Source organism: Xanthomonas arboricola (genome assembly GCF_002940665.1).
In the GTDB taxonomy this organism is placed as follows: Bacteria; Pseudomonadota; Gammaproteobacteria; order Xanthomonadales; family Xanthomonadaceae; genus Xanthomonas; species Xanthomonas arboricola_B.
In genome coordinates this window covers 1,179,078-1,198,933 of record NZ_MIGY01000002.1, presented here as the reverse complement: position 1 = coordinate 1,198,933, position 19,856 = coordinate 1,179,078, and the positions used below count along the sequence as shown (strand labels likewise).

The 19,856-nt window shown below is 66.4% G+C and carries 15 protein-coding genes; 3 read left to right on the top strand and 12 right to left on the bottom strand.

Annotation, left to right across the window (positions count from 1 at the left end; all coding sequences use genetic code 11):
* Nucleotides 1-168: 168 nt before the first annotated feature.
* From dinG to aroE, 4 genes are all read right to left on the bottom strand, one after another.
* Nucleotides 169-2,304, bottom strand: coding sequence for an ATP-dependent DNA helicase DinG (gene dinG / locus XarjCFBP7645_RS12290; RefSeq protein WP_104537679.1), 2,136 nt, complete (start codon nucleotides 2,302-2,304; stop codon nucleotides 169-171).
* Between the two features lie 252 nt (nucleotides 2,305-2,556).
* Entirely contained in the window at nucleotides 2,557-2,793 is a 237-nt protein-coding gene (locus XarjCFBP7645_RS12285; protein WP_104537678.1) for a hypothetical protein, read from the bottom strand.
* Entirely contained in the window at nucleotides 2,790-3,164 is a 375-nt protein-coding gene (locus XarjCFBP7645_RS12280) for a hypothetical protein (protein ID WP_181126307.1), read from the bottom strand. The genes XarjCFBP7645_RS12285 and XarjCFBP7645_RS12280 overlap by 4 nt, the downstream gene beginning before the upstream one ends.
* The gene (gene aroE, locus XarjCFBP7645_RS12275; RefSeq protein WP_047130032.1) at nucleotides 3,154-4,005 is read right to left on the bottom strand and encodes a shikimate dehydrogenase; all 852 of its coding nucleotides are present in this window, start codon (nucleotides 4,003-4,005) and stop codon (nucleotides 3,154-3,156) included. The genes XarjCFBP7645_RS12280 and aroE overlap by 11 nt, the downstream gene beginning before the upstream one ends.
* A gap of 52 nt (nucleotides 4,006-4,057) precedes the next feature.
* Here aroE and XarjCFBP7645_RS12270 point away from each other — a divergent pair, with 52 nt between their 5' ends.
* Nucleotides 4,058-4,939 (top strand): TolB family protein, encoded by an 882-nt coding sequence (locus XarjCFBP7645_RS12270; RefSeq protein ID WP_104537676.1) that lies wholly within the window; start codon nucleotides 4,058-4,060, stop codon nucleotides 4,937-4,939.
* A gap of 814 nt (nucleotides 4,940-5,753) precedes the next feature.
* Here XarjCFBP7645_RS12270 and XarjCFBP7645_RS12260 read toward each other — a convergent pair.
* The 4 genes from XarjCFBP7645_RS12260 to XarjCFBP7645_RS12250 all read right to left on the bottom strand — a co-directional run bounded on the left by XarjCFBP7645_RS12260 (nucleotide 5,754) and on the right by XarjCFBP7645_RS12250 (nucleotide 10,104).
* A complete protein-coding gene (locus XarjCFBP7645_RS12260) occupies nucleotides 5,754-8,273 on the bottom strand; it encodes a PepSY domain-containing protein (protein ID WP_104537675.1) in 2,520 nt (839 codons plus the stop codon).
* Nucleotides 8,274-8,390: 117 nt separating this feature from the next.
* Nucleotides 8,391-8,540 carry a hypothetical protein gene (locus XarjCFBP7645_RS21720; RefSeq protein ID WP_166776126.1) on the bottom strand — a complete coding sequence of 50 codons (150 nt, stop codon included), beginning with the start codon at nucleotides 8,538-8,540 and terminating at the stop codon, nucleotides 8,391-8,393.
* A 77-nt stretch (nucleotides 8,541-8,617) separates the two neighbouring features.
* The gene (hemB, locus tag XarjCFBP7645_RS12255; RefSeq protein ID WP_104537674.1) at nucleotides 8,618-9,607 is read right to left on the bottom strand and encodes a porphobilinogen synthase; all 990 of its coding nucleotides are present in this window, start codon (nucleotides 9,605-9,607) and stop codon (nucleotides 8,618-8,620) included.
* Nucleotides 9,608-9,861: 254 nt separating this feature from the next.
* Complete coding sequence (locus tag XarjCFBP7645_RS12250; protein WP_172453327.1) at nucleotides 9,862-10,104, bottom strand: hypothetical protein; 243 nt, start codon at nucleotides 10,102-10,104, stop codon at nucleotides 9,862-9,864.
* A 201-nt stretch (nucleotides 10,105-10,305) separates the two neighbouring features.
* On the opposite strand from XarjCFBP7645_RS12250, the gene XarjCFBP7645_RS12245 reads away from it, so the two are divergent.
* A complete protein-coding gene (locus tag XarjCFBP7645_RS12245; RefSeq protein WP_104537673.1) occupies nucleotides 10,306-10,761 on the top strand; it encodes a hypothetical protein in 456 nt (151 codons plus the stop codon).
* A gap of 112 nt (nucleotides 10,762-10,873) precedes the next feature.
* On the opposite strand, the gene XarjCFBP7645_RS12240 is transcribed toward XarjCFBP7645_RS12245, so the two are convergent.
* The 4 genes from XarjCFBP7645_RS12240 to XarjCFBP7645_RS12225 all read right to left on the bottom strand — a co-directional run bounded on the left by XarjCFBP7645_RS12240 (nucleotide 10,874) and on the right by XarjCFBP7645_RS12225 (nucleotide 16,522).
* Nucleotides 10,874-12,664 carry a DUF885 domain-containing protein gene (locus XarjCFBP7645_RS12240; RefSeq protein ID WP_104537672.1) on the bottom strand — a complete coding sequence of 597 codons (1,791 nt, stop codon included), beginning with the start codon at nucleotides 12,662-12,664 and terminating at the stop codon, nucleotides 10,874-10,876.
* Nucleotides 12,665-12,732: 68 nt separating this feature from the next.
* Entirely contained in the window at nucleotides 12,733-13,206 is a 474-nt protein-coding gene (locus XarjCFBP7645_RS12235; protein WP_104537926.1) for a cytochrome c oxidase assembly factor Coa1 family protein, read from the bottom strand.
* A 183-nt stretch (nucleotides 13,207-13,389) separates the two neighbouring features.
* Nucleotides 13,390-15,618, bottom strand: coding sequence for a S9 family peptidase (locus XarjCFBP7645_RS12230; RefSeq protein ID WP_181126306.1), 2,229 nt, complete (start codon nucleotides 15,616-15,618; stop codon nucleotides 13,390-13,392).
* Between the two features lie 214 nt (nucleotides 15,619-15,832).
* Entirely contained in the window at nucleotides 15,833-16,522 is a 690-nt protein-coding gene (locus tag XarjCFBP7645_RS12225) for a glutathione binding-like protein (RefSeq protein WP_104537925.1), read from the bottom strand.
* Between the two features lie 253 nt (nucleotides 16,523-16,775).
* Between XarjCFBP7645_RS12225 and XarjCFBP7645_RS12220 the strand changes: the two genes are divergently transcribed.
* Nucleotides 16,776-19,790, top strand: a complete 3,015-nt coding sequence (locus XarjCFBP7645_RS12220) for a TonB-dependent receptor (protein ID WP_104537670.1) — start codon at nucleotides 16,776-16,778, stop codon at nucleotides 19,788-19,790.
* Nucleotides 19,791-19,856 lie beyond the last annotated feature (66 nt).

Below are 19,856 nucleotides of genomic sequence, written 5' to 3'. Positions count from 1 at the left end.
GATGCACTGCGCCTCGCATTCAAGATGCAGCTGCAGCATCAATCAGCACTGTCGTGGCACTGCGCTCGTCAGGGTGCGAATGGCGGACGCCATGCGTCGGTCATGCAGCGCCGCAGATGCAGGTTGCTGCTTGTCAGCGGGCCACTGCATCACTGCAGCAGTGATCGATCAACGCCCGATCACCCGCTTGAACGGCGGAAGCGCGTCGATGATGCGTTTGCCATAGCGACGTGTCAGCAGGCGCGAGTCGAGGATGATCACGCGGCCGTGGTCGCTGGAGCTGCGGATCAAGCGGCCTGCAAACTGCGTGAGCGTGCGCAGCGCGTGCGGGATGGCGATCAGGTTGAAGGCATTGTGGCCGCGGCTTTCCAGCCATTCGCTCAAGGTCGAGGTCTGCGGGTCGGTCGGCACCGCAAACGGCACCTGGGTGATGACCACGGTGGTGCAGGCATCGCCGGGCAGGTCCAGGCCTTCGCCGAAGGAGTTCAGGCCAAACAGCACCGAGCCCTCGCCGGCGGCGATGCGGCGCATGTGCTCGGTGATCAGTTGCGACTTGTTGCCCTCGCCCTGCACCAGTACGCGGTTGCGCTGCGCCAGCGGCATCAGGTCGGCGACCTTTTCCATCTTCCAGCGCGAGGTGAACAGCACGATGCTGCCCTTGGCGGTCCAGTCGAGTTCGCGCACCAGGTAACGTGCGACTTCCTTCGGGTGGCCTTCGCGATCGTCGGGAGTGACCGGGAAATTGGGCACGATCAACTCGGCCTGGTTGGGCAAGTCGAACGGTGAGGCCAGCGAGGCCATCTCGGCGTGATCGGGCAGGCCGTTGTCGATGGCGAACGATTGGAAATCGCCGCCACCGGTCAAGGTGGCCGAGGTCATCACCACCGAATCCACTTCGTTCCAGATCATCGTGCGCAGCACCTGCGCGGCCGACACCGGCGAGCAATGGCAGATCAGATCGCCATCGCGCGACAGGGTGATCCAGCGGGCCATCGGCGGCTGGCCTTCCTTGTCCTCGCGCCGCCAGCCGCTCCACAGATTGTGTTGCTGCTCGGCCATCTCCAGGGCCAGGCCGAGGCTGCGCTGCAGGCGTTCGCGCGCCGAGTCGTCCTGCTTGCCCTTGGCGATCGCACTGTGTGCGGCATGCACCCAGTTGAACAACGCGCGGGTTTCTTCGCCGAGTTCTTCGATCGCCGGGCCCCATTGCGGCGGCAGCTTGCCGTTGGCCGCACGCCACAAGGGATCGCGCTCGCCGGGCTCGGGCTTCCACACACGTTCGACCTCGGCGTGGAAGGCCTTGAGCAGCTTGGACACGCGCGCAGCCACCTCGATCGCCTCGTTGGGCAGCAGGTTGCCGAGCTTGTCCTTGTCCACCGCGCGGTAGGCGGCAGCGATGAGGATCTGCAACCGGCCGGTGCGCTTGGCCATCTCGTCCAATGGCAGGTTGGCGGCGCCCTGGTCGATCGCCACACCGGCGATGTGATGGCCTTCGTCGAGCACCAGCAGCATGTCGGCGGGCGGGGCGATCAATGGCTGGCCGTTTTCGGCGTCGCCCAGCGACAGCGACGACAGCAGCAATGCATGGTTGGTGACCACGATCTGCGCTTCGCGCACGTCGGTGCGCGCCTTCAGCACCGGGCATTGCGCGGCGTAGCTGCAGCGGCGACCGGCACAGCCGGAGGCCGGCGTGGTGATGCGCAGGCGCAGCGGCACCGAGATCTGTTCCGGCGCATCGTCCAGATCGCCGTTCCAGCTGCGCTCGGCGTAGGCCTTGGCCAGGCGCTTGGCCAGATCCGCGTCGGCCGGGCTGAGCGGGCGGTCGTAGAGCGCCTGCTCATCGTCGAACATGCCTTCCTGGCTGGCTTCGCCCTGCAGCTCGGCAGCGTTGCGCGTGCACAGGTAGCGGGTACGGCCCTTGGCCAGCGCGACGGTGGCTTGCAGCCCGGTGGCCGTGAGGAAGGCCGGGATGTCGCGCTCCACCAACTGCGACTGCAGCGCCACGGTGCCGGTGCTGATGACCAGTTTTTTCTTGGTGGCCAGCGCGATCGGCACGCCGGCGGTGAGATAGCCCAGGCTCTTGCCCACACCGGTTGGCGCCTCGGCAATGCCGATGCCGCCGGAGGTGGCCAGTGCGCGCGAGACCAGGCCGATCATCTGGCTCTGCGCCCGCCGTGTGGCGAAGCCGGGCGTGTTGGCCTGCAGCTTTGCGTAGGCCTCGCGGATGCCGGCCTTGATCGGGTCGGTCAGAACACGCTGGGTGGGAACGGGCGCCGACGGCGCGGCCGGTGGGGCGACTTCATTCATCGCGCTATTTTCGCACGGACCGGCGCAACGCCTGCGACCGGCGTGGCACTCGGCTGAACGTGTTTGCTGGCGCGGGGCGGCGCCACCGCCAGCCTGGTCCCGGGTACGCACGCTGCACGGCCACTGCATGCGTCGGATCCGCTCATCGCCGGCGGGCACTGGCCGCACGTCCTGGCCCGAAAGGTCGCGCAATGGATGCCGACCCAATCACCCTGCGCTGCCTGCAACGAGCAGGCAACGTCGCGCCACGTGTCAGCGGCCTTGCGTCCGCGGCGGCCATGCATGGCGCGCCCATACCAGTCCGATGACTACCATTGCGACGCCCATCAGCAACATGCCGGCGCCCACGCCAGCGGGCCCGAAGCGTTCATACAGCAGGCCACCGCGATTGACCGCAGCCAGCGCCTGCGGATGCAGCAGCGTCCACCCGCCCTGCCCGGCACTGACCAGCCCGACCACCACCAGGGCGATGGCTTTGAGCGGAATCATGGGCGCGGGCCGGCGGCGGGCGGCACGCGTTGCAGGCTGCCTGCCAGCGTCCACACCAGCACGCCGATGCCCACGCCTTGCACCGCCATCAGCACGAAGTGGGCGATGCTGGCCACCATGCTGATCTGACGCACATTGCCTTGCTGCAGCAACAGCATCGGAATCGCCTGGAAGGCAACCTCGGCAAACAGGCAGCCCAGCAGCAGCCAGAGCGCGGCCAGCCCGGTACGCCGCAACGTGCTTTGCGAGGCACGCCACAGCAGAACCAGCCCGAGCAGCAACGCGATCAGCATCGGCACGCGCGACAGCAGGCTGGTGACCAGCGTCAGCAGGATATCGGTGGCGGTGACGCTGCCCACCTCAGTCGGCACTGACCAGAAGGGCCTCGCGCGCGCGCAGCGCGGCGTAGACCGGGTCGGTGTCCGGGCGCACCCCGTGCCACAGCGAGAAACTCTCGGCGGCCTGCTCCACCAGCATGCCCAGGCCATCGACGGCGTAGCGGCATTGCGCCGCGCGTGCCCAGGCCAGGAATGCGATGGCGGTGGCGCCATAGTTGAGATCGACCGCTGCGGTGAGGCTGTTGACCAGGCCCAGCGGCATGGCGAACGCACCGGCGTCGCGATCGCGCCCAGCCGCGGTGGCGTTGACGATCAGTTCGAAGTCGCCCAGATCGCGCAGGTCTTCGATGTAGCGCGAGACCACCCGCCCCGGTTCGCCGAGCGCATCGCACAAGGCATCGGCGCGCTCGGGCGAGCGGTTCACCACCACCATCTCGGTGATGCCCGCTTCCAGCAGCGCCGGCGCCACGCCGCGCGCGGCACCACCGGCGCCGAGCAGCAGCACTCGGCGACCACGCAGATCCAGCCCGTGGCGGTCGGTCAGATCACGCACCAGGCCGGCGCCATCGGTGTTGTCGCCCTGCCACTGCCCGTCGTTGCGCACCAGCGTGTTGACCGCACCGGCCAGACGCGCGCGATCGCTCAGGCTGGCCGACAACCCGAAGGCGGCTTCCTTCAGCGGCAGGGTGACGTTTGCGCCCTTGCCGCCTTCGTCGGCGAAGCGCTCCAGCGCGGCAGCGAACTCTTCCGGCGGTGCGTCGATGGCGGTGTAGTCCAGCGCGATGCCGGTCTGCTTCCCGAAGTCGGCATGGATGGCCGGCGACAGCGAATGGGCGACGGGGTGACCGAACACGGCATAACGGGATACGGGCATGAAACGCTCTCTGGTTGACTAGACTGTGCGCGACTTGAGGCAGGAACCCCGCATGCAACTTCGATGGACACTGCTCGCGCTGGCGGCAAGTTTACTCTGCGTCCCCGCCGCGTCGGGGCTTGCCGAATTCGGCATCGAAGGCATGGGCGTGGTCTCCACCCCGGCCAACGAAGCGCGCGCCACGCTGAGTCCGGACGGGCAACGCATCGTCTGGGCCAGCGACCGCGCCGGCGGCAGCGGGGGCTGGGATCTGTGGCAGGCCCGGTTGAGCGGCGGGCGCTGGCAGAACGCAGACGTGCTGCCGATCAACACCGCGCAGGACGAGACCTCCCCGCTGTTCAGTGCCGATGGCCGCTGGCTGCTGTTTGCCTCCACCCGGCCTGGCGGTGACGGCGGCGCCGACCTGTATCGCGCGCCGGTGGACGCGCAGGGCCGGATCGGTGCGGTGCAATCGCTGGGCGCGGCGATCAACAGCCGCGGCGACGAGCGTTCCCCGACACTGTCACTGGACGGCACGCGCCTGTGGTTCGCCAGCGACGGCCACGGCGGCGCCGGCGGCATGGACATCTTCGTGGCGCGCTGGGAGGGGCAGGCCTTCATCGCGCCGGTGGCGCTGAGCGATATCAACAGCGCTGCCGACGAGCTGGATGCGGCCTGGCTTGGCGATGGACGGGGGCTGGTGTGGGCACGCGGCCAACAGGATGGTCCCAGCCAGTTATTGCTGGCGACCTGCAACAACGGCCATTACACCGTGGGCCAGGCATTGCCGCTGTCGTTCAACGGGCCGCAGGAACGCACCTTCGGTGCGGTGGTGGATGCGGCCAAGCCAGGCGAGTTGCTGGTGACCGGCAGTGCGCGCGCACCACGTGCGGGGCAGTTGGACATCTATCGGATGAAGGCGCCGGCGGTGGATGGAGATACGAGCTGCCGTTGAGGATGGGTGAGTGCGCAGACTCGGGCCAGGAGCTGCCGGGAATACGACTTCGCGCCAAGCTGTTGTAGAGCGGATGATCTGGGTCACGCTGCAGGGATGCTGATCTGAGGTTTGACTGTAGGGCTGCTGATCTGAAGCTTGGTCGCAGGGCCCTCGCCCGCCCACCATCGCGGGACACGCCGCAAGTACCTCCTTGTAGGCTCTTACGCGGCATCCATGCCGCGTAAGGTCCCGCGACGGTGAACGGGCAAGGGCCAGTCGAGATGGTCGGTATGCATGGTCAGAAGCGGGAGCGGCAGCCGGCGGTCAGATGCAGCGGTGGTTGCATGATCCTTGTGATCTGGCAGACGTGGTCTGATTTCAAACAGCGTTTTCCGTCGGATGCGGACAGTGACGCAATTGGGTTTTCCCTTATCACTGCATATCCATGCACCTATGCATACAAGCGACCCGGCCGCTGCGTTGCATCACCTCGCTTAAGTCATCCCGCTTTTTGCAGTTCCATCAGTGCACGACCAACTTGGCAGGCGTGCTGTCCTTACCGGTTGCGGGACCCTTGGACGGATTCAAGGCATGTCCCGGAAGTGGTGAGGGCATCGCGCCCTCGATCAACCAGGCTCTCGACTGCATCCAGCAAAATGCAGCCCACAAACACCACTGTGCTCACCGCAAGGCAGGCGCGGTCGATGCTCGAAAACAGCATGTCCAAGTCGTTTACTACGGTTCTTCCGAAACTTCCAAATCCCGCCTGACGACTGCGCGCTAGATTTTTTGTTAGCGCTCCAACGCAGCCATGCAGTGGCGACGGCCGCGCTCAATACACATCGCGCCGATAACGTCCCGCTGCGGTCAGCGACTCCAGCCGCGCCTCGCCCAGCAATTCGCGCAGTGTGGCATCGACCTCACGCGCCATGCTGTCCAGGCTGCCGCAGACATGGATCACCGCACCGCGATCGATCCAGTGGCGCAAGGTGTCGCCGGTCTCGCGCAAGTGATGCTGCACGTAGCGCTTGTGCGCCTGGTCGCGCGAGAACACCCGGTCCAGCTGCTGCAGATGGCCACGCGCCTGCCAGGCCTGGAGTTCGTCGGCAAACAGACCATCGTGCGCGGCCTGCCGTTCGCCGAACAGCAGCCAATGTCCGTGCACGCCGGCCAGCTCGGCCTCGCGCAGCAGACTGCGCAAGCCGGCGATACCGGTGCCGTTGCCGATCAACACCATCGGCGCCTGTTCGACGCGGTGGAAGCCGGGGTTGGTGCGCAACCGCGCGCGTATCTGCCCACCGACGGGTGCGTGGCAGATCAGCCAGCCCGAGCCCAGGCCGGGGCTGCCGTCGGTACCTTTGGTCAGGCGTACCACTGCAGTCGCGAGGCCATCGGCCGGCACGCTGGCCAGCGAGTAGTCGCGGGTCGGCAGCCAGGCGCAGGCATCCAGCCAGCTCTGTGGATCCGGATGCGGCGTTGGCGGGCGCGTGGGCGGCTCCGGCAGCACGCGCTCGGCAACGGCCTGCTGCAGCGGCAGCAACTGCGCATCGACATGCACCAGCGCGTCGGGCGGCAGTCCCCACGCAGCCAGGCACGCGCGGACGTGCGTATAGGCGTGCGCCGGCTGCACTTCGAGAATGTCGCCGGCCTGCCACTGCGTGCCGGACGGTGGCAGCAGATCGGTCTGCCAGATCGGTGCTCCCTCGCTACCCGGGTTGAGATGCGTGCGCGCCGCCAACGTCCAGTGCAGCAGCGTCGGGCGTGCCAGCGGCACGGCGGCCACCGGCGCACCGGCAATCTGCGCCAATTGCGCATGCCATTGCGCCAGGGCCTGCGGATCGGTGTTGTCCATCTCCACTGCCGGAAACAATGGCTGCGCGCCTTGCGCCTGCAACCACTGCTCGATGCGTCGCGAAAACCCGCAGAACTGCGCGTACTGGCGGTCGCCCAGGGCCAGCACGGCATAGGTCAGCTGCGACAGCGTCATGCGCTGGCGCAACAGTTCGCGCTCGAAGCTGCGCGCGGTGTCCGGCGGCTCGCCATCGCCGAAGGTGCTGACCACGAACAAGGCATGCCGTGAGCCCTGCAGATGCTGCGCGGTGAGCTGTGCCAGCGAGCGCACCTGCACCGGCAGACCGGCGGCCTGCAGATGCCCGGCCGCCTGCCAGGCCAGCCGTTCGGCAAACCCGCTCTGGCTGGCGAACCCGATCAACCACGGCTCGGCTTGCGAGGCCGCAGGTGCACCGTGCAGGACATCGCGCGCGGCACGCAGCGCGCGCTTCTTGCGGCGGCGATCCAGATACAGCATCCAACCGGTCACGAAGAACACCGACATGCCGACACTGGCCAGCATCACCACGATGCGGCCCGGCAGCCCGAAGAAACTGCCCGAGTGCAGCGGAAACATGCTCACCAGCAACTGCTGGCCGCGCGGCAGCAGTGCATAGTCCTGACGACGCAGCAACGCACCGCTGCCCGGCTCGATCTCCAGATTGTCGTAGGCGCGATCGTGGTCGGGATGATCGGGCAGGAACCGTACGCTCAGCGGCTGACCCGCACGCGGCGGAATACGTAGGTCCAGTGCCGTGCCGTGCGTGCCCGGGATGGCATCCAGGGTGCGCTGCACGGCTGCGAAATCCACCGTGGCGGGGCGATGATCGCGCCCGTCGCCACGCATCGCCGGCTCGGTGCCGAGCAAGGCCACCACGCCGTCGCGGTACCAGTTGTAGGACCAGGTCAGCCCGGTCAGCGCCACTAGCAGGTACACCAGCAGACACCAGGTGCCGAACACCGCATGCAGGCTCCACAGAAAACTGCGCCCCTGCCGTCGCCACTCCACCGCCCACCAGGTGCGCAGACTCCACCAGCGTCGCGGCCAACGCAGATACAGGCCGGAGGCGCAGAAGAACAGCAGGATCAGGGTGCTTGCACCGGTCACCGCCTGGCCGCGCTTGCCCGCGGTCAGATGGCGATGCAGGTCCTCGATAAAGGCAAACGCGCCGCTCAGCCGCGGAGCGGCAACCTTCTCCCCGGTATACGGATCGAAATACACCCGGCCGCCGCCCTTGCCGGCCAGGCGTGCGGTGGACGGGCGCTTGCCGGTCGGATCGATCAGCATGCGGGTGACCGCCTGTTGTCGATCCAGATCGAGCCGGCGCAGCAGCACATTCACCGGCAATGGCCGCTCGCCTGCCGTATGCCGTTGTGCCAGCTGTGCGATGGCCGGATTGGCCAGCCGCACGATCTCGTCTTCGAAGGACATCAACGCGCCGGTCAGCCCCATCACCGACAGCACCAGCCCGGCCGTGATGCCGAGCAGCCAGTGCAATTGGAACAGGGCGGTCTTGAGCACGCGCGAGCAGCCTGCAACAGTGGGCCCGCCATTGTAGATGAGAATCGTTATCGCAGTTTGCGTGGCGATTCGAGGCTTGCGTCATTGACGCGACGCGATCACGCAACGATGGGCCTGTCACTCGTTCATTGCAGCGACGCCGGTACCCGCATCCGCGGAAGGCAGACTGACCAAAGCTGCCTGCGCTGCACGATCCTTGCTCATCCAGCAGATTGCAGCACGCCGCACGAAGCGCAGGCCGCGAGAGAACGCGGCCTGCGGGATCATTGCGTCTTTCGAATCACGCCAAGCCTGCAAGTGCCGATTACCCGCCTGGGAGGCGTCACAGCACCGCCTCACCGCACTCAGCCTTCCCGCAACCAGCGCGCCACCTGCGGCGAGAAATAGGTCAGCACGCCATCGGCGCCGGCGCGCTTGAACGCCATCAGCGCTTCCAGCACGCACTTGCGTTCGTCCAGCCAGCCATTGGCGGCGGCGGCCTTGAGCATCGCGTACTCGCCGCTGACCTGATAGGCGAAGGTCGGCACGCGGAATTCCTGCTTTACCCGCCGCACCACGTCCAGGTACGGCATGCCCGGCTTGACCATCACCATGTCCGCGCCCTCTTCCAGGTCCAGCCCGATCTCGCGCATGGCCTCGTCGCTGTTGGCCGGGTCCATCTGATAGGTGGTCTTGTCGGCCTTGCCCAGATTGCCGGCGCTGCCGACCGCATCGCGGAACGGGCCGTAGAACGCCGAGGCGTACTTGGCCGAGTAGGCCATGATGCGCACGTTGAGGTGGTCCTGCGCGTCCAGCGCGCGACGGATCGCACCGATGCGGCCATCCATCATGTCCGACGGCGAAATGATGTCCACACCGGCTTCGGCATGCGACAGCGATTGCCTGACCAACGCCTCGACGGTGATCTCGTTGAGCACATAGCCCTTGGCGTCGATGATGCCGTCCTGGCCGTGCGTGGTGTACGGGTCCAGCGCCACGTCGGTCATGATGCCGAGTTCGGGAAACCGCGCTTTCAGCGCACGTACCGCACGCTGCGCCAGGCCGTCCGGATTCCACGCCTCGGCCGCGTCCAGGCTCTTGCCGGCGGGGTCGATCACCGGGAACAGGTCGATCACCGGAATACCCAGCTCCAGGGCCGCTTCGGCTTCGCGCAGCAACTCGTCCAACGACAGACGCTCGACGCCGGGCATCGAAGCGATCGGCGCGCGGCCGGACAACTCATGCACGAACACCGGCCAGATCAGGTCATCGGTGGTCAGCGTGTTTTCGCGCATCAGGCGACGCGAGAACGCATCGTGGCGCATGCGCCGGGGACGGTAGTGGGGATGGGCCATCGGGGGCTCCTGTCAGCAGCCCGCAAGTTTACGCCCGCGACCCGTCGCCGGACGCGCTGCGACGCTGTGTCGCAGCGCTGCAACGGGCCGGATCGCATTGATTCACGCCAGCGCGATCCGCCTGGACCACGCGGTCAGCTCACCATAGAGAGTGCGCCCGGCTGGCGGCGGTGCCACGCGTCGATCGTCTCCATCGCCAGCAGGTACACGGCGCTTCGAGATCGCGCGGCCTGCTTGGAAGGCAATGCCGCGTGCTAGATCACGCCACCGCCCAGGCTCAGACGAACCACCCCGACCACGATCACCAGGCCGTTGAGCAGCAGACCGGTCTTGGCACGCCCGCGATTGCCGGCCGAGGTGAACAGCAGCGCGATCGCCGCGATCAGCGCGCCCACCGCCGCGAACGGAATCAGGAACCAGTTGCCCCAGCCCAGCAGCGGGATGAAGGCCAGCACCATCCACAGCAGCGCCACAATGCCCCACAGCAGGCTGATCAATCCCACGTGCCACCTCGCCATTTAAAGAATGGCATCAGCTTAGCGCCGCGCCCGCCAAGACGCTGTGGGCAGATGGTCACCCTGACCAATGGCGGCTTGGCGGTAGCCTCACGTGGGCACGGCTAGGGTGCGGCAAAGTCCGGAGCGATTCAGTCCAGGCGCCGGATCATCGCCATCATCGTCGTCAACAGGGCCCGCACCATGAACAAGCATGTCGTCATCGCCGCTGCGCTAGCCATGCTCCTGGCCGGTTGCGCCAGCAGTTCCAAGGTGATGCTGGGCCAGGCGCGCGCGCCGATCGACCCGGCGCTGGTGCAGGTATATTCCAACGCACCGGCCGGCTCGGTGGAGATCGCCCAGCTCGAATCCACCAGCGCTGCCGGCTTCGGCACCCAGGGCCAGACCGATGCGGCCGTGCAACGTCTCAAGCGTGAGGCCGCCAAGCTCGGCGCCAACGGCGTGGTCATCGTCGGCGTGGGCTCGGAACGCTCCGGCGGCGGCCTGTCGGTCGGCGGCGGCAGCTACGGCGGCCGCGTCGGCGGCGGGCTGGGCATCGGCATCCCGACCACCCAGAAGCGCGCGGCGGGCATGGCGATCTGGGTGCCGGCGGGGGCACCGCAGCGCGCGGCACCGGATATGCCGCCTCTGACGCGCTGAGGCGAGCCACAAGGATTCGAAAGCATTTGCGAAGGCAGCACTGCAGCAGGGCGCGATGGCGGGCTCCTTCAAGCTCCATCGCGCCCTGATTCATTACACAGCCTCGAATCGCTTAGCGCTTGCCCTGCTGCCCCGGAATGAACTGCGTTTCCACCGCCTTGGCGAGCTGGTCCGGCGGCAGCAGGCCCTGGTCGAGCAGGAAGTTGTTGAAGGCCAGGCGGTCGAACTTCTTGCCCAGGACCAGCTCGGTGCGCATGCGCAGTTCGAGGATGCGGGTGTAGCCGTAGAAGTAGCTGCCGGCCTGGCCGGGGGCGCGGACGGTGTAGCGGTCCAGTTCCTGGCGAGCCATCGCTGGCGAGAGGCCGACGTCGTCTTCGAGCACCTGGCGTGCGCGTTCGCGGTCGATCAGGCCAAGGTTGAGCATCGGGTCGAGCATCGCGCGGGCGGCGCGCAGCAGGCGGAACTGCAGGGCGATCAGCTGACCGTCGAGCGGTTCGTACGGGACCATTTCGGCTTCGGCATACAGCGCCCAGCCTTCGACGTTGACCGAGTTGAACGCAAATAGGCTGCGCGCCAGCGACACGCCGCGTTCGACCATGACGGTGAACTGCAGCTCGTGTCCGGGGCGGCCTTCGTGCGCGCTGAGCGTCCAAGCGGCCGAGCCGAAGTTGAAGTCGTCGTACTGTTCCTTCTTGGCGCCGTCTGCGGTCGGGTTGCCCAGCGGCAGCACGAACTGGCCCTGCTGGCCGGTATTGCCGATCAGCGGTGCCGGCAGGAAGTGCGGCGCCGGTTGCGCAGCACTTTCGGCCGCACTGCCCAGGCGCATCTGCATCGGGCGGTTGGGCACATCGACGATGCGCTGCTGACGGATGATCGGGTCGATCCGGTCGATCACGCTGCGGTAGTGGGTTTCCAGCTGGTCATCGGCGATCTTGTTGCCCTTGAGCGCACGGATCACCTGCACATAATCGCTGCCCTGCACGCCCTTGGCCTTGGCCACCAGCGGCGCCAGCTGACGCATCGCCGAGCGGGTTTCCATGAATTCCAGCTGCGCGCGCTGGATCAGCTGCTGCGGGCCGATATCGATGCCGACCTGCTCGAGCTGGAAGGCATACAGCGGTTCGGGCAGGCGGGTGTCCTTGCGCGCCTTCGGCAACACAGTGGTGCGGGTCCAGTTGGCGTAATCCTTCAACTGGGTGGACATCGCCTTGAGCGCTTCGTCACCGCCGGCGATCTTGTACTTGACAAACAACTCGCCGATGCCGGCGACGTAGGTATCCACATTCGCCAGCGCCTGCTCCACTTCGCGCCGGGTGGGCTGCAGCAAGGCGGTGTTGCCAAGCTGTTCTTCGTAGCGCTGGCGGGCCAGCGTGGTGGTCGGCGTGCTGCCCGGCACTAGGCCGACGTAGCGCTTGAGGCGGTCCAGCGCCTTGGCGCGGCGCTCGGGCACGGTCTGGTCGGACAGCAATCCATTGAGGCCGCTGAAGACCAGCTGTGGGGCGTCGTTCCACGGCAGCAGATAGCGCTCGTTGAGTTCGCTGCCTGCGATGTTCTGCTCGGCCGCAGCGATCATGATCTGCAGGTCCTGGCGCACATTGACGTCGCGCTCGGTGGCCAGCTTGGCCTGCAACGCAGCGCGCGCCTTGCTCATCGCATCGCGGTAGCGCGCGGTGTTGTTTGGCCCCAGGTCGATGACCTGGTCGTCGTAGCCGGGCACGCCGAAGAAACTGGCGTATTCGGGCTGGAACGGCGCCTGCGCGTTCAGCAGGATCTGTGCGTAGCCGTTGCTGGTCTGCACCCAGGCCGGCGTGACGGGCTGGGCCTGCGCGGTTTCACCGGGCTGTGCCTGCAATGGCAGCGAAGCACCGAGCGCCAGCGCAACGGCGAGAACGAGTGGTTTCATGGGGCGGATCCGCAAGTTGAGTAGCGCGACCCTACCCATCCGCAGCGGTGGCGGCAATGCGTCTTAGGTCATGGCCCGCGGGGTTGCGGCGGCGCTTGCGGGTCAGCTACCAGGTTGATTGGATCGGCCTGTCCGCTGGCGAATGTCAGCGTTTGGTAGCGCCATTGCCCGTGCCTGCGGGTGGCGTCCACCTGCAGGCTTCCCTCGCCGCGCGGCCCGTGCAGGTCCACGCTGAAGCGGGCATCTCCTGCCTGACCGGTGTAGCGGATGCTGCCACTGGGCAGGAACGCGTCCTCGACCGGTGTCCCCAGCGCCCGGGTCACGCGCGCATCGGCACGCGCGATGCGAAGCGCATCGCGGTACACATCGCTGGACTTCAGCGTTGCGGCAACCACCGAGAGCAACCCGCCAATCGCCAAGGCCAGCAGCAGGAACAGCGCCACGCCGATGCCGGGGACGATCCACTTCCAGTGCCGGCTCCAGACGTTGGGCGATTGCAGCGTGCGGGGCGATGCAGCGGGAATCGGCGGCGGCGATGACATGGCAACGTCCTTGTAGACCAGCGGTTGGCGCACGACTGCAGGTGGGGCAAGCGACGAACAACGCCACCGCGCGACCAACGCCGCCGGATGTCGCCGGATGTCGCCGGATGTCGCCGATGCTAGGCATCGGCGGCCACTTTACCATTGCTGTTCGCGCGCCCCTGGCACCCGGTTGTCGGCCGCTCAGGGCGTCAGACAGCGCTGGATGAAGGCCTCTGCGGTCTTGTAACGATGCAAGGCAGTGCTGCCGGACAAGCCGTGCTTGGCGCCGGGATAGGTCATCAATTCGAAGGCGGTGCCGCGCGCCTGCAACGCGCTCATCAGCGCGGTGGAGTTGGTGAACAGCACGTTGTCGTCGGCCATGCCGTGGATCAGCAGCAGCTTGGCGCGCATGCCATCCAGATGAGTGGCAATGCGTGCGGCGCGATAGCCGTCGGCATTGCCGGCCGGCAGGTCCATGTAACGCTCGGTGTAATGGGTGTCGTACAGCCCCCAGTCGGTAACCGGTGCGCCGGCCACACCGCAGGCATAGGCCTCGCTGTGCCTGGCCAGCAGCATCAGCGTCATGTAGCCGCCGTTGGACCAGCCCTGCACGCCGATGCGCGTGGGATCGACCCAGCGCTGCGCCTTGAGCCAGGCCACGCCTTGCAGCTGGTCGTCCACTTCCACCGTGCCCTGCCTGCCGTACAACGCGCCACCGAAGGCGCGGCCACGCCGCGGCGTGCCGCGGTTGTCCAGCGAGAACACCACATAACCGCGCTGGGCAAGGTACTGATCGAACAGCGCATCGCCACGGCTCGGCCAGGCATCGAGCACGGTCTGCGCGGCGGGGCCGCCATACACGTACACCACCACCGGATAGCGCTTGGCCGGGTCGAAGTTGTCCGGTTTGATCAGCCGATACTGCAGCGACGTGGTGCCGTCGGCAGCAGTGAGCGTGCCGAATTCCACCGGGCGCTGCGCATCGCGGTATCTGGCGTAAGGATGTTGCGGATCGGCCAGGTCGTTATTAAGCAATGTGGCGATCTTTTCGCCATTGGCATGGAACAGCTCGATCTGCGGCGGCGTGGCGGTGTTGGACCAGGTATCGACATACACGCTGGCATTGCCGGCGAAACTGGCGGCGTGCGTGCCGTGGGTTGTCGAACGTTGTTCGATCGCACCGCCGGCCAGCGGCACGGCGTAGAGGTGGGCCTGGGTCGGCGATTCCTTGCTGGCGGAAAAATACACCGTGCCGGCCTGCTCATCGACGGCGAGCAGTGCATCGACCACCCAGGCGCCGGAGGTCAGCGGCGTGAGCGTGCGGCCATCTTCCGATGCCACGTACAGATGCTCGTAGCCGCTGCGCTCGGAGGTCCAGATGAAGCGACCGTCCTTGAGAAAACGTAGATCGTTGTGGAGCGGCACCCAGGTCGGCGAGGTCTCGGTGATCAGCACGCGTTGCTTGCCGCTGGCCAGCGTGGTTTCGATCAACTCGAGGGTTTTCTGGTCGCGCGACTGGCGCTGGAAGGTCAGCCGCTGCGCATCGCGCCAATCCACCCGTGCCAGATAGATATCGGGGTTATTGCCCAGCTCGATCCAGCGCGGCGCGGCATTGGCGCGCGGTGCGATCACACCCAGTCGCACGGCCACGTTGGGTTGGCCGGCCTGCGGATAGCGCTGGCTGATGACCTCGGTATGGTCGGCATAGACTTCCGGGCGCTTTTGCACCGGCACGCCGGATTCGTCGATACGCGCGAAGGCGATCGCCGAGTCGTCCGGCGCCCACCAGTAGCCGGTGTGGCGATCCATTTCCTCGTCGGCGACGAACTCGGCCACGCCGTTGCCGATGGTCTCGCTGCCGTCGCTGGTGAGCTGCAATTGGTTGCCGCTGGCCAGATCGATCACCCACAGGTTGCGCTGCCGCACGAAGCTGACGAAACCGCCCCTGGGCGAGAGCTTGGCGTCGGTGGCGAAGCCTTCACCGTGGGTGAGCTTGCGCACTGCCGCCGCACCGGTCTTGCGCAGGTCGTACAGATACAGCTCGCCACCGAGCGGGAACAACAATGCATGTGCATCCGGCGCCCATTGGTAATCGACGATGCCGGCGAAGGCAGCGATGCGTTGGCGCTCGCGGCGGGCCTTTTCGACATCGCTGAGCGTTTCGGTACCGGGCAGGACGATTTTGGAATCGACCAGCAGGCGGGTCTGGCCGCTGGCGATGTCGTACTCCCACAGATCCAGTTGATTGCGGTCGCTGTCCTTGCCGCGCAGGAAACTCACCCGCGAGCCGTCAGGGGCGACCTTGGGTTTCATCAACGTCGGGCCGGACAACGGCAACGGGCCGGTGATGGCGTCGAGGGTGAGTTTTTCGGCGTGGGCGGTGGCGGTCGTGCTGAGCATGAGGGCAAGGGCGGCGAGCAGGGCGCGCATCGAAGATCCTGTCGTGAGATAACGCACAGGATGCGGGCGCGTGGGGTGTTTGAGAAGCGCGGCGGCTGATGGCGCGCGTGGAGGTCCTGCCATTTTGTGCACGCGGCGCTAAAGCGCGCGGACCGCACCCTCACCCCAACCCCTCTCCCGGCGGGAGCGGGGCTCAGGCGCCGTGTTGAATTGCTGTACGTGCGCTTTTTTTGCTACTGCACCCTCAGCGCTTGCCGAACAGATGCTTGCGCTCTTCCTCGCTCAGCGGCTTGCCGGCGTTGGGGTTGACCTGCTCCTTCAGCGCATACGCACGTTGCGTTGCCGGGCGCGCGGCGATGGCGTCGTGCCAGCGCTTCAGATGCGGGAACTCGGCGTAATCGGGGCGGAGGTCGCCATAAACCTCGATCCAGGGATAGCTGGCCATGTCGGCGATGCCGTACTCCGGGCCGGCCAGGAACGCGTGCTCGGCCAGGCGCTTGTCGAGCACGCCATGCAGGCGACGCACCTCGGCGTTGTAGCGTTCGATCGCGTAGGGAATCTTTTCCGGCGCATAGACGCTGAAGTGGCCCATCTGGCCGCTCATCGGCCCCAGCCCGCCCATCTGCCAGAACAGCCATTCCAGCGCGGCAATGCGGCCGCGCGCGTCGCGCGGCAAGAAGCGGCCGGTCTTCTCGGCCAGATACAGCAGGATGGCGCCGGATTCGAACACGCTCTGCGCGGGGCCGCCATCGGACGGTGCGTGGTCGACGATCGCCGGCATCTTGTTGTTGGGCGAAATCTGCAGGAAGGCCGGCTCGAACTGCTCGCCCTTGCCGATGTTGACCGGCTTGAGCGTGTACTCCAGCCCGGCTTCTTCCAGGAACAAGGTGACCTTGTGGCCATTGGGGGTGGGCCAGTAGTACAGGTCGATCATCGTGCGCTCCAGTTCGGCAGGGGATGGCACGCGGCCGCGCGCCTTGACGGCCGATAGTACGACCAAGCCAGCTACCTGCGCGTGCGCCTGCCGTAGCGCTGATTGGAACGATGTGTGACGCGATTGGCTCGTGGCCGATGCTGCAGTGCAAGTTGACTTGGTTAAGGCTGCGCTCACAAATGCTCGATTGTTTCATCGACCTTCGCCTGTCCCGCCTGGGGCCGGCTTATCTTCATTTGGGGAAGAAATCATCGTGAGAGAGCCACGCACCCTGCCGCGCACGCGGCGTCTGACGTCTGCCCTGCTGTTTGCCCTGTCGACGCCACTGGCCGCGCAGACCGCGCCGGCACCGCAGTCCGCATCCACCGTCCCCGGCGCGGGCCAGGCCGATCCCGCCACGCTCGATGCGGTGCAGGTCACCGGTATCCGTGGCAGCCTGACCTCGTCGATGAACGTCAAGCGCGACGCGCAAGGCATCGTCGACGGCATCGTGGCCGAGGACATCGGCAAGTTCCCCGATACCAATCTGGCCGAGTCGCTGCAACGCATCAGCGGCGTGTCGATCGACCGTTCGCTGGGCGAAGGCTCGCGCGTCACCGTGCGCGGCGTCGGGCCGGACTTCAACCTGGTGCTGTTGAACGGCCGGCAGATGCCGGGCGCCAGCATCGAGGAATCCAACGCCTCCAACTCGCGCGCGTTCGACTTCGCCAACCTCGCATCGGAGTCGATCTCCGGCATTGAGGTGTTCAAGACCAGCCGCGCCAGCACGCCCACCGGCGGCATCGGTGCGACCATCAACATCAAGACGGCCCGGCCGCTGGACAACCCGGGCCTGCATGCCAACGTTGGCCTCAAGGGCGTGCACGACAGTTCCAACGAGAATCTGCCCGGACGCCTGCAGGGCGATTCGCTGACACCGGAAATCTCCGGCATCTTCAGCAACACCTCGGCCGACGGACGCTTCGGCGTGTCGCTGAGCGGTAGCTACCAGGAACGCGACTTCGGCTACAGCCAGGTCGGCGTGCCCAACGGCTGGCGTTCGTTCCGCGGCGATTCCACCGCCTACGGCACCATCCCGCAGCCGGGTACGCCGGGCTCGGAGAACATCGTCAACCGCCCCGGCCCGAACGATATCTATTCGGTGCCGCAGAACCTCAACTACCGCGTGGTCGGCGTGGAGCGCCAACGTACCAACGGCCAGTTGACGCTGCAGTACAAGCCGCTGGACAACGTCACCACGACGCTGGATTACACCTATTCGGAAAACAAGATCCAGCAGCAGCGCAACGAGATGTCGGTGTGGTTCAACTATGGGCCGTCGGCCAGCGCCTGGACCAATGGCCCGGTCGCCGGGCCGGTGACCTATTCGGAAATCGTCAATCCAGCCACCAGCGATCTGGCCACCGCCGGCTCCAATGCGGCCACGCGCAACCAGAACAAGTCGCTGGGTTTCAACGTGGATTGGGCGGTCAACGATCAGTTCAAGCTCAACTTCGACATCCACCGCTCCACCGCCGAAGCCGGCGCGGACAGCCCGTACGGCTCGAGCAACTCGCTGGGCGTGTCCGGTTTTTACCGCGGCACCTCGGTGGTGGATTTCAGCAAGGATTTCCCGGTGTTGCAGCAGCAGCTGGGCTTTGGCCTGACCGGGCTGGATCCGTCGCGCACGCTGGTCACCGGCTCGGCGTTCCGCAACAGCTACATGAAGTCGGAGATCGACCAGGCCCAGGTCAACGGCGACTTCACCTTCGAAAACTATTCGCAGTTGAAGTTCGGCATCGGCAGCACCGAGGTCAAGAACCGCTCGGCGTTCTCCAACGTGCAGCGCGACACCTGGGGCGGTGCCGGCACCGCGGCCGATTATCCGGACGATCTGTGGATCCCCAGTTCGTTCGCGCAGTACTTCGATGCGATCGACGGCAGCGGCAATCCGGCGCAGTTCAACCAGCTGTTCCTGTTCGACTTCGAACGTGCTCGCCAGGCTGCCGCGCAGGTGGCCGGCGACGAGGCGCTGTACCGTACCTCGCCGGTATTCACCACCGACCGCCGCGTGACCGAAAAATCCAAGAACGCCTACCTGCAGTGGAACAACAGCTGGGACGATCTGCGCGTGCCGATCAGCCTGGCCGCCGGTGTGCGCTACGAAGAAACCAAGGTGGACGCGCAGGCGCTGGTGCCGGTGGCAGTGGGCATCGACTGGGTCGCCAACAACGAGTTGCCGATCCGCCTGGCCGACTCTGCGTTCGCCAGCGGCAGCGGCAAGTACGAGTACTGGCTGCCCAGCCTGGACCTGAGCTTCAAGCTCACCGAGGATCTGGTGCTGCGCGGCAGCTACGGTGAAACCATCGGCCGGCCCGGCTGGGGCGATATCCAGGGCGGGCAGACGCTCAACCAGATCGCGCGCCTGGAGGGCGGCACCGGCCAGGAAGGCAACCCCGGCCTGAAGCCGCTGCTCTCGCACAATATCGACCTGTCGCTGGAGTGGTACTACAGCGATGCCAGCTACGCTTCGGTGGGCTTCTTCCGCAAGAACATCGACAACTACATCGGCGTGACCACGCGCAACGATGCCTCGCTGGGATTGAACACGCCGGTGGGTGGTGCGTACTGGAACGAAGCGCTGGGCAACGGCTGCGCTTCGGCCGACCTGACCTGCATCCGCAACTACATCTTCCGCAACCGCGGCGGTGCGCCCGGTGTGGTGCGCGGGCAGGACGATTCCAACGGCAACGCCACCGGTGTGATCAGCGGGCAGCCGGGCGATCCGGTAGCCAACTTCGCCATCACCGCGCCGGCCAACCAGCGCTCGGCCTCGCTGGACGGTTGGGAGTTCAACCTGCAGCACATGTTCGGCGCCAGCGGCTTCGGCGTGTCGGCCAACTACACCATGGTCGACTCCGGTCTGACGTACGACAACTATGTGATCGGCGAGCAGTTCGCGCTGGAAGGGCTGAGCGATTCGGCCAACGTGGTCGGCTTCTACGACAGGGACAAGTGGCAGGTGCGTGCGGCCTACAACTGGCGCGACGAATTCCTGGCCGCGCGCTTCGATGGCAGCGGCCAGCCCAATCCGGTCTATACCGAAGCCTATGGCCAGCTGGATCTGAGCATCGGCTACCAGTGGACCGAAAACCTGTCGCTGAGCCTGGAGGCGATCAACCTCACCGACGAGGTGCAGCGTCAGCACGGCCGGCACCCGAACCAGATCATCTACGCCACCCAGACCGGCCCGCGCTACATGCTGGGTGTACGCTACAAGTTCTGGTGATGCCACTGCTTCACCAAGCGTCCCGGCAGCGCGCCTGCCGGGACGCTTGCATGGCCTTCCGACGTG

What these genes read in the sequence shown, in the direction of transcription:
- XarjCFBP7645_RS12245 (WP_104537673.1), top strand. Translation starts at nt 10,306, where the DNA reads ATGAACAAGCATGTCGTCATCGCCGCTGCGCTAGCCATGCTCCTGGCC.
- XarjCFBP7645_RS12270 (WP_104537676.1), top strand. Translation starts at nt 4,058, where the DNA reads ATGCAACTTCGATGGACACTGCTCGCGCTGGCGGCAAGTTTACTCTGC.
- hemB (WP_104537674.1), bottom strand. Translation starts at nt 9,607, where the DNA reads ATGGCCCATCCCCACTACCGTCCCCGGCGCATGCGCCACGATGCGTTC.
- XarjCFBP7645_RS12225 (WP_104537925.1), bottom strand. Translation starts at nt 16,522, where the DNA reads ATGATCGACCTGTACTACTGGCCCACCCCCAATGGCCACAAGGTCACC.
- XarjCFBP7645_RS12235 (WP_104537926.1), bottom strand. Translation starts at nt 13,206, where the DNA reads ATGTCATCGCCGCCGCCGATTCCCGCTGCATCGCCCCGCACGCTGCAA.
- aroE (WP_047130032.1), bottom strand. Translation starts at nt 4,005, where the DNA reads ATGCCCGTATCCCGTTATGCCGTGTTCGGTCACCCCGTCGCCCATTCG.
- dinG (WP_104537679.1), bottom strand. Translation starts at nt 2,304, where the DNA reads ATGAATGAAGTCGCCCCACCGGCCGCGCCGTCGGCGCCCGTTCCCACC.
- XarjCFBP7645_RS12240 (WP_104537672.1), bottom strand. Translation starts at nt 12,664, where the DNA reads ATGAAACCACTCGTTCTCGCCGTTGCGCTGGCGCTCGGTGCTTCGCTG.
- XarjCFBP7645_RS12285 (WP_104537678.1), bottom strand. Translation starts at nt 2,793, where the DNA reads ATGATTCCGCTCAAAGCCATCGCCCTGGTGGTGGTCGGGCTGGTCAGT.
- XarjCFBP7645_RS21720 (WP_166776126.1), bottom strand. Translation starts at nt 8,540, where the DNA reads ATGATCCCGCAGGCCGCGTTCTCTCGCGGCCTGCGCTTCGTGCGGCGT.
- XarjCFBP7645_RS12230 (WP_181126306.1), bottom strand. Translation starts at nt 15,618, where the DNA reads ATGCGCGCCCTGCTCGCCGCCCTTGCCCTCATGCTCAGCACGACCGCC.